This is a genomic window from Geodermatophilus sabuli (genome assembly GCF_900215145.1).
Lineage (GTDB): Bacteria > Actinomycetota > Actinomycetes > Mycobacteriales > Geodermatophilaceae > Geodermatophilus > Geodermatophilus sabuli.
The window spans coordinates 102,840-116,367 of record NZ_OBDO01000011.1 but is presented as its reverse complement, the minus strand read 5'-3'; the positions used below and the strand labels follow the sequence as shown (position 1 = coordinate 116,367).

Here is a 13,528-nt window from a genome sequence, read left to right as displayed (position 1 = left end):
AGCTCACTCCGGCGCCAGGACGCGATCGGCGACGTACTCGCCGATCGCCAGCGCCGAGGTGGCCGCCGGGGACGGCGCGTTGCGCACGGTGACGACCGAGCCGAGCCGGTTGACGCGGAAGTCGTCGACCAGGGTGCCGTCACGGTCGACGGCCTGGGCACGGACGCCGGCCGGGGCCCGCCGGACGTCGGCGCCGGTCAGCGCGGGGACGAACTCGCGGGCCGCCGCCAGGAAGACCCGGCGGGACAGCGAACCCCGGAACTCCCCGAGCCCCGTCCGCCAGTGCCGCCGCGCCAGCGGCCGCATCCCCGGCCAGCTCAGGGTCTGGAGGACGTCCGCCGGCCGGACGTCGCGCCGGCGGTACCCCTCGCGCGCCAGCGCCAGCACGGCGTTCGGCCCGATGTCCACGCCCCCGTCGACCCGGCGGGTGAAGTGGACGCCGAGGAACGGGTACCGCGGGTCGGGCACCGGGTAGACCAGCCCGCGCACGAGGGAGCTGCGTTCCGGCACCAGCCGGAAGTACTCGCCACGGAAGGGCACGATCGCCGGGCCCTCCTCGTCCCCGGCGAGCCGGGACACCCGGTCGGCCTGCAGACCCGCGCACACGACGAGCCGGTCCACGGCGAGCGCCTCCTCGCCGGAGGTGACGACCACTCCCCCGCCGACCTGCCGCCGCACCCCGGTGACCTCGAAGCCCAGCCGGATCTCGTGGCCCGCCTGCCGCAGGTCGTCGGCCACCGCCCGGGCGACGGCCCGGAAGTCCACGATCGCGGTGTGCGGCGAGTGCAGCGCCGCCTCCCCGACCACCTCGGGCTCGACCTCCCGCAGCTGCGCCCCGGACAGCCGGCGCAGGCCGGGCACCCCGTTCTGCGTGGCCCGGCGCTCGATCTCCCGGAGCGCCGGGAGCTCGCCGGCGTCGCGGGCGACGACGAGCTTGCCGCACTCGTCGTAGACCAGGCCGTGGTCGGCGCAGAACTCCCGGAGCAGCCGCCGTCCCCGTGTGCACAGCTCGGCCTTCAGCGAGCCCGGCGCGTAGTAGAGGCCGGCGTGGACCACGCCGCTGTTGTGCCCGGTCTGGTGGACGGCGACGTCGCGCTCCTTGTCCAGCACGGTGATGTGCGCGTCGGGCCGCAGCCGGGCGAGCCGGCGGGCGACCGCGAGGCCGACGATGCCGGCGCCCACCACCCCGATGCGGACGGGTCCGGTCGAGCTCATGGGGCACCTCCGGCCGGGTGGTCCGTGGCTGCGACCCCGTGCGGGCCCGCTGCCGAGACATGACACCAGGCGCCCGGCCGGGCGCCAGCCACGCGGTCCCGGGAGATCCGGGCCGGGGTCGCCCGAGGGCGACGGCCCCGTGCTCCCCCGGGCGCCGTCGCGGACCCGGCCGGTCGATCCGTCGGCGGCTCGCCGTACGTCGTGGGGCGACCCCGGATCGCGCCCCCGGCCGGCAGACCGGCGAGGTGGCCCGGACCCATCCTCGCTGGACGACGGCGGCCCGGCCGGGCGCCGGGGCCGGGACCAGCGAGAGGACCACCCGCGATGAACCGCACGACGCTCACCACCGTCTCCCTCGTCGTCCTCGTGTGGGCGGCGATGCTCTCCTTCGGCGGCGTCGCCGCCGAGACCGTGATGCTGTACCCGAACGTGTTCGGCGACCCCCCGGCGTCCCTGGAGCGAGCCCGCGAGTTCCTGGTCGCCGGCGGCCCGAGTGACTACTTCCCGCCATTGGGCGCCTCCGTCGTGCTGGCCGGCCTGGTCACGACGGTGCTGACGTGGCGTGAGCCGCGGCTGCGGTGGTGGGTCGCCGGCGCCGCGGCGGTGTACGTCACCTGCGAGTTCCTGTTCTCGGTGCTGTTCTTCTGGCCGCGCAACGAGATCATGTTCGTCGACCCGGTCGGCACCCACAGCCCGGAGGTCCTCCGCCGGGTGGCCGGGGAGTTCGTCGCCGGCCACCGGGTGCGTCTCGCGGGCGGCGCCGCAACCGCCGTCCTGGTGTTCACGGCGCTCCTGCGCTGGGTGCGGGCCGACGGCGGCCGGGGGTCCGCGACCACCGGGAGCCGGTCCCAGGCCCCCGGCACCACGAGGCCGGTCTCGTAGGCCAGCACCACCAGGCGGGCGCGGTCCCGGGCGTCGAGCGTGGTCAGCAGCCGGGAGACGTGGGTCCGCGCGGTCGCCGGGGAGAGCACGAGCTCCCCGGCGATCTCCTCGTTGGACAGGCCGCGACTCACGAAGGCGAGCACCTGCCCGGCGTGACGTCCTCGAGCAGGAAGCCGGCCGCGCCGGCCCCGTGGCCGGCCTCCGGCTCGCCGGACACCAGGGAACGGCCGACACAATCCACCAATCGGACGAGGTGGTTTCGTTCGGTTTGTGCCTGTGCCACCCGATGGGGGGATCCGTAACGTCACGGACAGCAGCCAGTTCGTACCGGTCCGTCACGCCGGTGCGCCGCCGACCCACCTCCAGGAGCTTCCCGTGCCGTCCTCCGCCCGCCCCTCCCTGACCCTGCTCCCCGACTGGTCCGCCGGCCTGGAGCCGTCGTTGCCGGAGTGGCCCGTGTCCGGCCCCGCCGACGAGGCGTGGCGGCTGGACGCCCTGTGCGCTGAGACCGACCCCGAGGCGTTCTTCCCGGAGAAGGGCGGCTCGACCCGCGAGGCCAAGCGCGTGTGCACCGGGTGCGCGGTCCGCGCCGAGTGCCTGGAGTTCGCGCTGGCCAACGACGAGCGCTTCGGCATCTGGGGCGGCCTGTCCGAGCGGGAGCGCCGCCGGCTGCGCCTTCAGCGCCGCGACCAGCTCAGCGCCTGACCCGTCCCGACCGCCGGTCGCGCCGTCCCGACTGCCGGTCGCGCCGTCCCGTCGGGGCCGCCGGTCAGGCGCGCCTCCCCAGGCGGGCGAGCACGCGCGTGACCCGGTCCGCGCCCGGGGCGGCCGGCACCGCCGGGCGGCAGATGCCGTCCCCGTACAGGGCCTCGCCGAAGCTGTCCGCCCCCCGCTCGATCCAGTCGAGCTCGGCGTCGGTCAGGCCGGCGTCCGCGCCGACCGACCGGGCGACGTCCCAGCGGTGCACCACCATGTCCCAGACGTAGAACTGCTCGAACGTCGCGCCGACGGTCGTGGGGCCGAAGAAGCCGTCGTAGGCGGCGGTGACGACCCCGCCGTCGGAGATCGCCGCCAGCACCCGCTTCGCGTGGTCCCGCCACCCCGCGGCGGGATCTGCGGCCACGTCGGGCGCCGGGCCCAGGTCGACGCCGCGTCCGGTGAGGAACTCACGCTGGGTGTCGACCAGGTGGGCGACGACGTCGCGGGCCGTCCAGCCGGTGCAGGGTGACGGGTTCGCCCACCCGTCGTCGGGCACCGCGTCGAGGACGTCGGACAGGGGCCGGTGGGCCGACTCGTACAGAGCCGCGGTGTCGGTCATGGCCGCAGCATGCGGGCGTGCGGCACCCTGCGTCTTGATGAAACCCGACAGCGAGCAGGCCGACGGTCGGCCGACCCGGCTGGACGTGATCGAGCGGGCCCACCTCAGGGACCCCGGCGACGCGTCGCACGTCATGTACCGCTACGCGGCGCCAGCCGAGTGCGCCGGCCTCCTCCAGCGCTTCTGGCTGCCCGTCTGGTCGGTCCCGCCGGGCCGGGAGGCGCCGCAGCGGGTCCTGCAGTACCCCGGCTCCCTGCTCGTCGTCGCGACCGGGTACGCCCGCTTCTACGGCGTGGTCTCCGGCCTGTCGACGACCACGCTGAGCGGCGAGGGGTGGGCGGTCGGCATGATGCTCGCCCCGGCCGCGGGAGCCCTGCTCACCGGTGCCCCGATGGCCCGCTACACCGACCGCTCTGCCGACGTCGCCGACGTGCTGGGCGCCGACGGCGAGCGGCTGGTCACGCGGGTGCGGGCCGCCATGTCCGGCGACCCCCACTCGGCCGAGGCGCACGGGCGCGCCGTCTCGGCCTGCACGGAGGCGCTCCTGCCGTTCCTGCCCGTCGACGCCGAGGGCGACCTGGTCAACCGGGTCGTCGCGTTCGTGGAGTCCCGGACCGACGTCATCAGGGTCGCCCAGGTCTGCGCCGAGTTCGACCTGTCCGAGCGCGGCCTGCAGCGGCTGTGCCACCGGCGGCTGGGCCTGACGCCGAAGTGGCTGATCCAGCGCCGCCGGCTCCAGGAGGCGGCCGAGCGGCTGCGGACCCGAGGGACGACGCTCGGGGAGGCCGCGGCCGCCCTGGGGTACGCCGACCAGTCCCACTTCACCCGCGACTTCTCCCGGGTGACCGCCATGACGCCGGGTGAGTTCGCGGCCCGCTACGCCGTCTGATCCCCCGGCGACCGGTCGGCGGGCACACGCCGGTCGGCCGTCGTTCAATGGGCCGGGTGGAGACGTCGACGCGCCATCCGCGGCTGGACGGGCACCGGGAGGGCAGCGGAGCGCCACTACTGCTCCTGCCGGGCCTGGGCAGCACGCGCGCGGAGTTCCAGGCGGTGCTGCCAGAACTCGCCCGGCGCTACGACGTGCTGGCCCTCGACCTACCCGGCCAGGGCCGCTCCCCCGCCCTGCGCACCGCGCCGGACGTCGCGGCCCTGACCGACGCCGTGGAGCAGGAGCTCGACGCCCGGGGGGTCGGCGTCCCCCACCTCCTCGGCGTCTCCCTCGGCGGGCGGATCTGCCTCGAGCTGGCCCAGCGCCAGCGGGCCCGGTCGGTGGTCGCCATCGCACCGACCGGACCGCTCACGCCGCCCGAGCGGGCCTGGCAGGTCGCGCTGCTGGTGTCCGCGCGTCTCGGCTTCCGGGCCCTGGCCCCTGTCGCGGGGCCGCTGCTGCGCCCGGCCGTGCCGCGCACCGCCGCGCTGGCCCTCCTGCGTGCGCGGGGATGGCGGACGCCGCCCGCCGAGGCGGTGGCCCTCGTGCGCGGGTTCGCGGAGGCGGAGGACTTCTGGCGGCTGGTCCGCCACGCCGTGGTGCCCGAGGCGACGATCGACTACCGCGCGGTCGGGTGCCCGGTCCTCATCGCCCAGGGCAGCCACGACGTCCTGACCCTCAGCCAAGCCGCGCTCCTGGCCTTCCTCGTGCCCGGGGCCCGGTTCCGCGTGCTCCCGTTCGCCGGCCACAGCGGCGTCGCCGACGTCCCGGAGCGGGTGGTCCGCCTCGTCGACGAGGCCGCCGCCTCGCAGTGACGTCGACGAGACCACCGCCCGCGGTGACCCGGTAGGACGGTCCCTGCCCCCGCCGCGGACGGGCCACGGCCCCGGCGCGGGGGTTTCACGGCCACGCCGGGGCCGGTCGCACGATGGGTGCCCCGTGGGGCACGACCCAAACGCGCGGCACACGCTGGCGGGCGAGGCGCACCCGGAGAACGCCCCAGGGCCCCGCCCGCCGACAGGATGCGACGGGGACGCCGTCGCCGCAACAGATGTCCAGGACGTCTGCATGCTCACGGCGCGATGGTCAGCCCGGCGATCCGGTCGCCGCGCAGCGTGAACGCGTAGTGCAGGTCCACCACCCCGCCGGGGAAGTCACCCTCCAGGTGGTGGGTGACGATCCAGTGCTCGTCGTCGACCCGTGCCGCGCCGGTCAGCTCGGTCGTGTACGTGTACTCGGCCGCCGACCGGCTCATCCAGTCGGCGATCTCCGCCTTCCCGCGGTGGGGACGCGCCTCGTCGACGACGACCGCGTCGTCGGTGTACGCCGGCAGGGCGGCGTCGACGTCGTGGGCGGCGTGCGCGGCGAGGAAGTCGCGGACGACGGCCGGCAGCCGGCCCGGGTCGATGCGGGTGGGTGTGCTCACGGGTGCTCTCCTCCTCAGGGGACGGCGGGCGCCGCCGCCGACCCGACCCTGCGGGCTCCCCCTGCGGGAGGGTCAAGACGCGTCGAACTGGTCCCTCCCCCCGGGCGAGGGTGCACAGTCCCGGGCGTGCCCCCGCTGCTGTCCATCGGCGAGTTCTCCCAGGTGACCCACCTCAGCGTGCGGACGCTGCGCCGCTACCACGAGGCCGGGCTGCTCGAGCCGGCCCGCGTCGACCCGGCCAGCGGCTACCGCTCCTACGGCCCGGAGCAGATCCCCACGGCGCAGGTCATCCACCGCCTGCGCGAGCTCGACGTGCCGCTGGCCGAGGTCGGGCGCATCCTCGCCTCCCCCAGCACCGAGGACCGGGCGCGGTTGGTCGCGGGCCACCTGCAGCGGCTGGAGGACCAGCTGCAGCGCACCCGGTCGGCGGTCGCGTCCCTGCGGCGCCTGCTGCACCCGGAGCCGGCCCCGTTGCCGGTCGAGCTGCGCCGGGTGCCTGCCACCCTGGTCGCCGCCGTCGAGGGCACGGTGGGCTCCGACGACGTCCTCGACTGGTACTCCGCCGCCATGGCGCAGCTGGACGCCGCGGTACCCGCCCCGGCCGGCCCGCCCGGTGGCCTCTACGACAACGCCCTGTTCACCGACGGCCACGGGCAGGCGGTGGTGTACCTGCCGGTCTCCCACGCACCGCCGGCCACCGGACGGGTGCGGGCCCGGACGCTGCCGGCCGCGGAGCTCGCCGTCACCGTGCACCCCGGTGAGCACGACACCATCGACGTCACCTACGGCCGGCTCGGGTCCTGGGTGGTCCGGTCCGCGCTGGCGGTGGCCGGCCCGGTGCGGGAGACCTACCTCGTGGGTCCGCGAGACACCCCCGACCCGGCGCGGTGGCGCACCGAGATCGGGTGGCCGGTCTTCCGCGTCGCGCCCGGCTGACGCAGACTCGCCGTCGTCGCGTCCCCGAGGCAGGCGGAAGGCGATCGGCGTGACCACCACCTTCGTCCTCGTGCACGGCGCGTTCTGCAACTCCGCGGTCTGGTCGCCGACCGCGCGCGAGCTCACCCTGCGCGGGCACCGCGCGGTCGCCGTCGACCTGCCCGGGCACGGCCTGGCCGCCACCATCCCCGACGGGTACCTGGGCGCGCAGGACCTCGCCGTGCTGGCCTCCTCCCCCAGCGGGATGGCCGGCATCAGCACGGCCGACGACGTGGCCGCCGTCTCCGCGGTCGTGCGGCGGGCCCGCGAGCACGGCCCGGTCGTCCTGGTCGGCGCCAGCCGCGGCGGCCTGACGCTGACCGCCGTCGGCAACGTGCTCAGCGGGTCGATCGACCGGCTGGTCTACGTCTCGGCGTGGTGCCCGGTGGGGGCCACGGTCGCCGAGTACTCCGCCGGCCCGGAGAACGCGGCCAGCCTGCTCGGCGCGGCCGGTGCCCTCGCCGTGGGGGACCCCGCCGAGATCGGCGCGATCCGGCTCAACTGGCGGACCGCGGACCCCGCCCACCTCGACCTGCTGCAGGAGGCGCTGCTGGCCGACGGCACCCGGCGGGAGCTGCTGGCCTACCTGCACACCCAGGAGCCGGACGAGGCGCTGGTCGTCGACGAGGTCGCGACCCGCGCGGACCCGGCGACGTGGGGCACGATCCCCCGCACCTACGTCCGGCTCACCGACGACCGCGCCCTGCCCCTCGCGCTGCAGGACCGCTTCATCGCCGAGGCCGACGCGCTGCTGCCGGACCGGCCCTTCGCGGTGCACTCCCTGGCGGGCAGCCACCTGCGGTTCCAGCTGCACCCCGCGGAGCTCGTCGGCGTCCTCGACCGCCTCGCCCCGGACCGGGCCACGTAGCGGTCCCGGTCGCCCGCGGGAACGGAGCCGAGGGGCCGGGCCTCAGCCCCGGTAGTTCACGTGGACGTGGTCCATGTGGTTGGCCGTCGGGCTGCCCCGGTTCGCCATCGGCTTCCAGGAACCGTTCGGTGAGCTGAGCATCCGCTGCTTCCAGATGACGTACTCGACGCCGAGCTCGTCCCAGTGCGCGATGTGGTAGGCGGCGATCGCATCGCCGAGCGACGAGCTGCACATGTAGTCCAGGGCCAGGCCGGACGGGTGGCCGTGCGGGTCGGCGGCGCTGGCGCGGGTGCCGCCGATGGTGATGCCGGCGGCGCCGGGCACGTTGCTGACCACCACGTTGGCGGCCGCCTGCGCCGCGGGCTTGGTGGGCCCCGCGCTGTTGCTGATGCGCGCGACGGTGGACGCGGCGACGCCGGCCGCGACGGCGGCGGACCGGGGAGCGGCCGCCGGCGCCGGCTGCTCGGACTGTTCCGCGGCCGCGGCCTCGGCGGCCTTCGCGGCGTCGGCCGCCCGCGCGACCTCGGCGGCCTTCGCGGCCTCGGCGGCCTTCGCGGCCTCGGCGGCCTTCGCGGCCTCGGCAGCCTTCGCGGCCTCCTCGGCGGCGCGGACGGCGGCCTCCGCCTCGGCCCGCTGCCGGTCGATCTCGGCCTGGTCGGCGGCGGCCTGGGCCTGCTGCGCCGCGGTCTGCTCGGCCTCGCGGGTGCTGCGGCTGGCCGTCAGCTGCTCCAGCGGCTGCAGGTCCGGCGTCGCCGCGGCGGTGGGCACCGAGCCGGCGGTGAGCCCGAGCTCCTGGGCGACGCTGACCGACTCCGACACCCCGGCCTCGGCCTGCGCGCCCGGGTCGGACCCGAACACGACGTTGACCATCAGGGCGCCGGCCGTGGCCACACCCAGGTACAGGCCGGGACGGCGGACGGCCGACGGCGGGCGGCGGCGGGAGCGGGGGGCCTGGGCGCGGCGGTCGGCGGCGCGGCCGGACGTGGTGGTGCGGGGGTCCATGGGGGATGTGCTCCGAGGTGTGCGGGCACAGCTGCGCCGGGGCGGCGGGCTGCGGGGGGAGGGCGGGCAGCGACGGCTGCGGGCGTCCGGGAGCCGGCGCGGGTCACCAGGGAGGATCGGCGGTCGGCCGGTCGAGCGAGGGTGCTCGGGTGGTGGGCCCGCGGGCGGCGTCCATCAGGGACGGCCGCGTGCGATCAGCTGCGCGGGCGCACCGGGTTCCGGCGGTACCGGTTCGGGCGGGGTCGTGCTGCAGGGCAAGGGCGCGCCATCCGGCCGCTCTCCGTTCTTCCGATGGCCGCCTACCGAGTTAGCTGACGGGTTCGGGCGGGAAGCAGCCCTACCCGCTCCCGGACAGGCGTCCAGGAGCGGGATTCACCCCAGTACTGCGGTGGGTCCCCGGCTCGCCCCGGAGGGCGACTCGGCGGCGTCCGTTCGGCCTCCCCGGGCGGGGACGTGACGATCGACCGGACCCGCCCACGGTAGCCGTCGTTATGCAGTTGTGACAATCGTGAGCCGTCGATTCGTCGGGTGATGCGCGTCGCGCACCGTCCGTTCCGCGCCGCCAGGGTGTAGGGGTCCTCAGCGGCCGTCGACGACGGGGTACGTGGGGCGCCCTGTCCGTGCCCACGTGACGACGTTCTCCGCCGCCTTCCGGCGCAGCTCCGCCTCGGCCTCCGCGGAGTACCACGCGACGTGCGGCGTGAGCAGGGCGCGCGGGTGGTCCAGCAGGGGGTGCCCCGTCGGCGGCGGCTCCTCGGGGAGCACGTCGAGGGCGACGCCGGCCAGCCGCCCGTCCGCCAGCGCCGCCAGCACGGCGTCGAGGTCCACCAGGCCCCCGCGCGAGGTGTTGACCAGGTACGACGCCGGGGGGAGCCGCGCCAGCAGGTCGGCCCCGACGAGGCCCCGCGTCCGCGGGGTCAGCGGCAGGTGCAGCGTGACGGCGTTGCTCCGGGCGGCGAGCTCCTCCAGCCCGACCCGTTCGACGCCGGGCGGCCAGGCCTCCTCCGGCAGGTGCGGGTCGTAGCCCACGCAGCCGCCGAACCACGGCGCCGCCCGCTCCATCGTCATCCGCCCGATGCGGCCGAGGCCCACCACACCCAGGGTGAGCCGGCCGGGGCGCTGTAGCACCCCACCGGCCCGGTGGTCCCACCGCCCCGCGTGCACCTGCCGGTCGTGCTCGGGGAGGTTGCGGAGCAGGGCCAGCAGCATCGCGACGGCGTGCAGGGAGACCTCGGAGGTGCCGTAGTCGGGGACGTTGCAGACCCACACGCCCCGGGCGCGGGCGGCGTCGAGGTCCACGACGTCGACCCCGACGCCGTAGCGGCTGACCAGCCGCAGCCGCGGCAGCGCCGCCAGCACCTCGGCGGTGACCGGGGCGTACTGCACGAGGACGGCGTCGACGTCCCGGGCCGCCGCGATGACGTCCTCCGGTGTCCGGCACTGCGCGGTGCGCAGCTCGTGGCCGGCGGCGGTGAGGACGTCGGCCTCGATGTCGAGCTCCCCGTAGTCGGCGTCGGTGACGAGCACCCGCATGCCGCCCCCGCCTCAGCCGACCGGGACCGCCACGGCGCGCTCGGTCGCGGCCGCGGCGTCGAACGAGTCCGGGACCGGGACCAGCGGCGGGCGCACGGTCCCCATCGGGTGCCCGTGCCGGCGCTGGGCGACGCGCTTGAGCACGCCGGGAGCGGCGTGCTCCTTGGTCATCGCCCGCACCCGCTGCAGGTGGGCGGACAGTGCCGCCGCCTCCGCCGACCGGCCGCCGCGGACGTGCCCGTAGAGCGCGACGACCTGCTCGGGGACGATGTTGGCCAGCGCGGAGATCGCGCCCTGGGCGGTCGGCAGCCGGGCCGGCAGGTCGTCCTCGGTGCCGACGAGCACCCCCTTCCCCGCCGCGGAGACGGTCGCGGCGTAGCCGGCCTCCCCGCCGGAGTCCTTGACCCCCCACACCGGCAGGCTGGTCACGAGGTCGGCGGGGACGGGCACCGCGTACTTGGGGACGTGGTAGACGACGACCGGGTGCCGGGTGGCGGCCAGGACGCGCTCGTAGAACGGTCGCAGCCCCTCGGCCGACACCGGCTTGAAGAAGTAGGGCGGCAGCACCATGACCGCCCGCACGGGCAGGTCCTCCAGCTCGGCCAGCAGGTCCAGGGTGTCCGGCAGATTGCCCTCGGCGACCGTCGGGACGACGTACAGCCCGCCGGGGTCGGCCAGGAGCGCCCGGAGCACGGTCCGCTTCTCGCTCGCCGACACCGAGGGGCCCTCCCCGTTGGTCCCGAACGGGATGACGCCGGTGACCCCCTGGCCGGCCAGCCACCGGACGTGGGCGAGGTAGGCGTCGACGTCGATGCTGTACCGCGCGTCGTCGCGGAAGGGCGTCACGTTGGCGACGTAGACGCCCTCGAGGAGCATGGCGGGGTCGCCGGCGGTCATCCTCGTCACCTCCCCAGGTCGACGGTCCGGTCCAGGAACGCGCTCAGCTCCCGGCGGCTGGGCAGGCCCTCGTAGTCGCCGAGGTCCTGCACGCAGAAGGCGCCCATGGCGTTGGCCGTCCGCATGCGCTCGGTGGCGTCGAGTCCCCACAGGCTCGCGGCGAGGTAGCCGGCGGCGAACGCGTCCCCCGCCCCGATCGGGTCGAGCTGGCGCGCCGGGAACCCCGGGGAGGTCAGCCGCTCGCCGCCCACCGATGCCGCGCAGCCGCGGGCGCCGAGCTTGAGCACCACCTCGTCGGGGCCGGCGGCGGCGAGGCGCTCCAGGCAGGTCTCGTCGTCCTCCCCCCACAGGGCGCGGGCCTCCTCGTCGCCCACGAGCAGGACGTCGACGTGCGGCAGGAGCGCCTCGGTGGCGGCGCGGGCGGCCGCCGGCTCCCACAGCCGGCTGCGGTAGTTGACGTCGTAGCTCACCCGGACGCCGGCCTCCCGGGCCGTCCGCGCCGCCCACGGCAGGAACTCGGCGGACTCGGGCGACAGCGCCCCGGTGATCCCGGTGAGGTGCAGGAAGGCCGCGCCCTCGAGGACCGCCGGGTCGAAGGCACCCGGCGCCAGGGTCGAGGCAGCCGACCCGCGGCGGTAGTAGTACACCCGCAGCGCGCCGGCGACCTCCTCGCGCAGGTAGAGCCCGGTGGGCCGGTCCGGCACCCGCCGCACGGCGCTGGTGTCCACCCCCTCGGCGCGCACCCGGTGCAGCACCAGCTCGCCGAGCTCGTCCTCCCCCAGCGCGCTCACCCAGGCCGCCGGGACGCCGAGCCGGGACAGGCCGATCGCCACGTTGCTCTCCGCGCCGCCGATCGACAGCGTCACCGCGCCGGCGTGGCGGAGCCGGCCGGGGGCGGTGGGGACGACCAGCACCATCGTCTCCCCCGCGGTGACCACCCGCGGGACGGCGCCCACCGGTTCACCCACCGAAGAGCGTCCGCAGCTGCTCGTTGAAGGTCAGCACGGAGAGGAACCCGAAGAGCAGGAAGGCCCAGACGAGGGCGACGATCCGGACGGCGCCGGGTCGGATCTCCCGCGGCAGCGTCCGCCGGTTCACCAGGAGCAGCAGCGCCGAGTACATGAACATCATCAGCCCGCCGGTGACGGCGGAGATGACCAGCAGGATCAGCGGCTGCGACAGCCCGGACAGCAGCACGATGATGCCGATCGCGACCAGGCCCCACACCAGCGCGAAGTAGATCTTGCTCTCGTTGGCGTTGCGGAGGTACGCGGTCTTGAGGACGTCGGCCCCCAGCCGGCTGGTGTAGTCCACGATGCCCAGCGCGGCGGCGAACAGCGAGAACGCGCCGATGATCCAGAAGAACGTGCCGAACCAGCCGCCGACGGTGTCGTTGAGGACGTTCCCCTCGGCCTCGAGGAAGGAGATGTCGCTGGCCAGGCCCTCCTGGCCGAACACCGTGGCGTAGGCCAGCAGCGAGGTGAACAGGATCGTCAGGAAACTGATCAGCACGAACGTGGTCAGCTGCTCGGTGTTGGCGAACTTCCACCAGCGCCGCCACCGGCCCAGGTTCTCCGGCGTCGGCTCGAACACGAAGCCGGTCGACGGTGCGGCCTCCGGGTGGCCGGTGATCGGGCTGACGATCCGCGGGACGTAGGCGCCCATGCCGAATCGCTTGTCGCGGATCCAGTTGCTCTGGCAGAGGTTCTGCCCGCCACCGGCTCCCGCGAAGGCCAGCGCGCCCAGCAGCAGCGCGAACCCGAGCTCCTCGGCCGGCACCCCGGCCTCGGTGACGATCTGCGGCACGTCCGCCCAGGTCGATGCACCGATCACGGCGACGGAGGCGACGACGATGAGCAGCAGGACGGCGGCGACCTTGACCATCTGGATCTTCTCGAGGGCCTGGTACACCACCGGCGCCATGGTCAGGATGATGCCGATCAGCAGGAGGAAGCCGATCGCGATGGGCACCACGCTGCCGCCGACGAGGTAGGTGACCAGCGTCGCCGAGCTCGTCGCCCACCCCGGCCAGATGTTGGCGAAGTAGGCCATGATCGCGAACACCAGGCCCCAGTGCCGCCAGTACCGGCTGAAGCCGGTGAGTGCGGTCTCCCCGGTGGCGAGCGTGTAGCGCTCGATCTCCATGTTGAGGAAGTACTGGGTGGCCAGGCCCACGAAGGCCGCCCAGACGAAGACCAGGCCGACCTGCGAGGCGATGTAGGGGTAGAGGATGAACTCACCGCTGGCCATGCCCACGCCGGCGGCGATGATCCCCGGGCCGATGACGTGCCGGAAACTGGCCGGCGGCTCCGGCATGTCCCGCACCGACGGTGCGGCCAGGTACTTGGTCGGGAACAGGTCCACCACCGAGGACGGTCGTCCTCCCGGACGGGTCGTGACCATCGCGCCCCCTGTGTGAGCAGCGTCACTTCCTGGTGGGTCCAATCCTGCACGTCGGCGGCTCGCCGGCAACCCGGGACG

14 protein-coding genes, 1 pseudogene and 1 riboswitch are annotated in these 13,528 nt (G+C 75.5%); of the genes and pseudogenes, 6 read left to right on the top strand and 9 right to left on the bottom strand.

The window, feature by feature from the left end:
* Positions 1-3: 3 nt before the first annotated feature.
* Positions 4-1,215, bottom strand: coding sequence for an L-2-hydroxyglutarate oxidase (lhgO, locus tag CRP39_RS21980; RefSeq protein ID WP_097208528.1), 1,212 nt, complete (start codon positions 1,213-1,215; stop codon positions 4-6).
* 324 nt (positions 1,216-1,539) lie between these two features.
* Between lhgO and CRP39_RS21975 the strand changes: the two genes are divergently transcribed.
* A complete protein-coding gene (locus CRP39_RS21975; RefSeq protein WP_143426727.1) occupies positions 1,540-2,097 on the top strand; it encodes a DUF1772 domain-containing protein in 558 nt (185 codons plus the stop codon).
* An 11-nt stretch (positions 2,098-2,108) separates the two neighbouring features.
* Here the strand turns inward: CRP39_RS21975 and CRP39_RS28410 are convergent.
* A pseudogene (locus tag CRP39_RS28410) lies at positions 2,109-2,240 on the bottom strand (LuxR C-terminal-related transcriptional regulator); the annotation flags it as partial.
* A gap of 232 nt (positions 2,241-2,472) precedes the next feature.
* Between CRP39_RS28410 and CRP39_RS21965 the strand changes: the two are divergent.
* Positions 2,473-2,802, top strand: coding sequence for a WhiB family transcriptional regulator (locus tag CRP39_RS21965; protein WP_097208527.1), 330 nt, complete (start codon positions 2,473-2,475; stop codon positions 2,800-2,802).
* A 64-nt stretch (positions 2,803-2,866) separates the two neighbouring features.
* Here the strand turns inward: CRP39_RS21965 and CRP39_RS21960 are convergent, their stop codons facing one another.
* Positions 2,867-3,415 carry a TIGR03086 family metal-binding protein gene (locus CRP39_RS21960; RefSeq protein ID WP_097208526.1) on the bottom strand — a complete coding sequence of 183 codons (549 nt, stop codon included), beginning with the start codon at positions 3,413-3,415 and terminating at the stop codon, positions 2,867-2,869.
* A 37-nt stretch (positions 3,416-3,452) separates the two neighbouring features.
* On the opposite strand from CRP39_RS21960, the gene CRP39_RS21955 reads away from it, so the two are divergent.
* Both CRP39_RS21955 and CRP39_RS21950 read left to right on the top strand, forming a co-directional pair.
* On the top strand, positions 3,453-4,304 hold the full coding sequence (locus CRP39_RS21955; protein ID WP_097208525.1) for a helix-turn-helix domain-containing protein: 852 nt from the start codon (positions 3,453-3,455) through the stop codon (positions 4,302-4,304).
* Between the two features lie 56 nt (positions 4,305-4,360).
* The gene (locus tag CRP39_RS21950; protein ID WP_172442570.1) at positions 4,361-5,161 is read left to right on the top strand and encodes an alpha/beta fold hydrolase; all 801 of its coding nucleotides are present in this window, start codon (positions 4,361-4,363) and stop codon (positions 5,159-5,161) included.
* 257 nt (positions 5,162-5,418) lie between these two features.
* On the opposite strand, the gene CRP39_RS21945 is transcribed toward CRP39_RS21950, so the two are convergent.
* Entirely contained in the window at positions 5,419-5,772 is a 354-nt protein-coding gene (locus tag CRP39_RS21945) for a nuclear transport factor 2 family protein (RefSeq protein ID WP_097208523.1), read from the bottom strand.
* Positions 5,773-5,898: 126 nt separating this feature from the next.
* Here CRP39_RS21945 and CRP39_RS21940 point away from each other — a divergent pair, with 126 nt between their 5' ends.
* On the top strand, positions 5,899-6,708 hold the full coding sequence (locus tag CRP39_RS21940; RefSeq protein ID WP_245854033.1) for a MerR family transcriptional regulator: 810 nt from the start codon (positions 5,899-5,901) through the stop codon (positions 6,706-6,708).
* A 49-nt stretch (positions 6,709-6,757) separates the two neighbouring features.
* Positions 6,758-7,615: an alpha/beta fold hydrolase gene (locus CRP39_RS21935; protein WP_097208522.1), complete on the top strand. Its 858-nt coding sequence runs from the start codon at positions 6,758-6,760 to the stop codon at positions 7,613-7,615.
* A gap of 42 nt (positions 7,616-7,657) precedes the next feature.
* On the opposite strand, the gene CRP39_RS21930 is transcribed toward CRP39_RS21935, so the two are convergent.
* The 5 genes from CRP39_RS21930 to CRP39_RS21910 all read right to left on the bottom strand — a co-directional run bounded on the left by CRP39_RS21930 (position 7,658) and on the right by CRP39_RS21910 (position 13,411).
* Positions 7,658-8,617 carry a VldE C-terminal domain-containing protein gene (locus CRP39_RS21930; RefSeq protein ID WP_097208521.1) on the bottom strand — a complete coding sequence of 320 codons (960 nt, stop codon included), beginning with the start codon at positions 8,615-8,617 and terminating at the stop codon, positions 7,658-7,660.
* A 281-nt stretch (positions 8,618-8,898) separates the two neighbouring features.
* Positions 8,899-9,051: riboswitch (cyclic di-AMP (ydaO/yuaA leader) on the bottom strand.
* Positions 9,052-9,196: 145 nt separating this feature from the next.
* Positions 9,197-10,150 carry a C-terminal binding protein gene (locus CRP39_RS21925; RefSeq protein WP_097208520.1) on the bottom strand — a complete coding sequence of 318 codons (954 nt, stop codon included), beginning with the start codon at positions 10,148-10,150 and terminating at the stop codon, positions 9,197-9,199.
* A 12-nt stretch (positions 10,151-10,162) separates the two neighbouring features.
* On the bottom strand, positions 10,163-11,047 hold the full coding sequence (locus tag CRP39_RS21920; protein ID WP_097208519.1) for a dihydrodipicolinate synthase family protein: 885 nt from the start codon (positions 11,045-11,047) through the stop codon (positions 10,163-10,165).
* Between the two features lie 5 nt (positions 11,048-11,052).
* Complete coding sequence (locus tag CRP39_RS21915; RefSeq protein ID WP_245854032.1) at positions 11,053-12,015, bottom strand: sugar kinase; 963 nt, start codon at positions 12,013-12,015, stop codon at positions 11,053-11,055.
* The gene (locus tag CRP39_RS21910; RefSeq protein WP_245854031.1) at positions 12,008-13,411 is read right to left on the bottom strand and encodes an Nramp family divalent metal transporter; all 1,404 of its coding nucleotides are present in this window, start codon (positions 13,409-13,411) and stop codon (positions 12,008-12,010) included. The genes CRP39_RS21915 and CRP39_RS21910 overlap by 8 nt, the downstream gene beginning before the upstream one ends.
* Positions 13,412-13,528: the final 117 nt, after the last annotated feature.

What these genes read in the sequence shown, in the direction of transcription:
- CRP39_RS21955 (WP_097208525.1), top strand. Translation starts at nt 3,453, where the DNA reads ATGAAACCCGACAGCGAGCAGGCCGACGGTCGGCCGACCCGGCTGGAC.
- lhgO (WP_097208528.1), bottom strand. Translation starts at nt 1,215, where the DNA reads ATGAGCTCGACCGGACCCGTCCGCATCGGGGTGGTGGGCGCCGGCATC.
- CRP39_RS21925 (WP_097208520.1), bottom strand. Translation starts at nt 10,150, where the DNA reads ATGCGGGTGCTCGTCACCGACGCCGACTACGGGGAGCTCGACATCGAG.
- CRP39_RS21920 (WP_097208519.1), bottom strand. Translation starts at nt 11,047, where the DNA reads ATGACCGCCGGCGACCCCGCCATGCTCCTCGAGGGCGTCTACGTCGCC.
- CRP39_RS21930 (WP_097208521.1), bottom strand. Translation starts at nt 8,617, where the DNA reads ATGGACCCCCGCACCACCACGTCCGGCCGCGCCGCCGACCGCCGCGCC.
- CRP39_RS21975 (WP_143426727.1), top strand. Translation starts at nt 1,540, where the DNA reads ATGAACCGCACGACGCTCACCACCGTCTCCCTCGTCGTCCTCGTGTGG.
- CRP39_RS21960 (WP_097208526.1), bottom strand. Translation starts at nt 3,415, where the DNA reads ATGACCGACACCGCGGCTCTGTACGAGTCGGCCCACCGGCCCCTGTCC.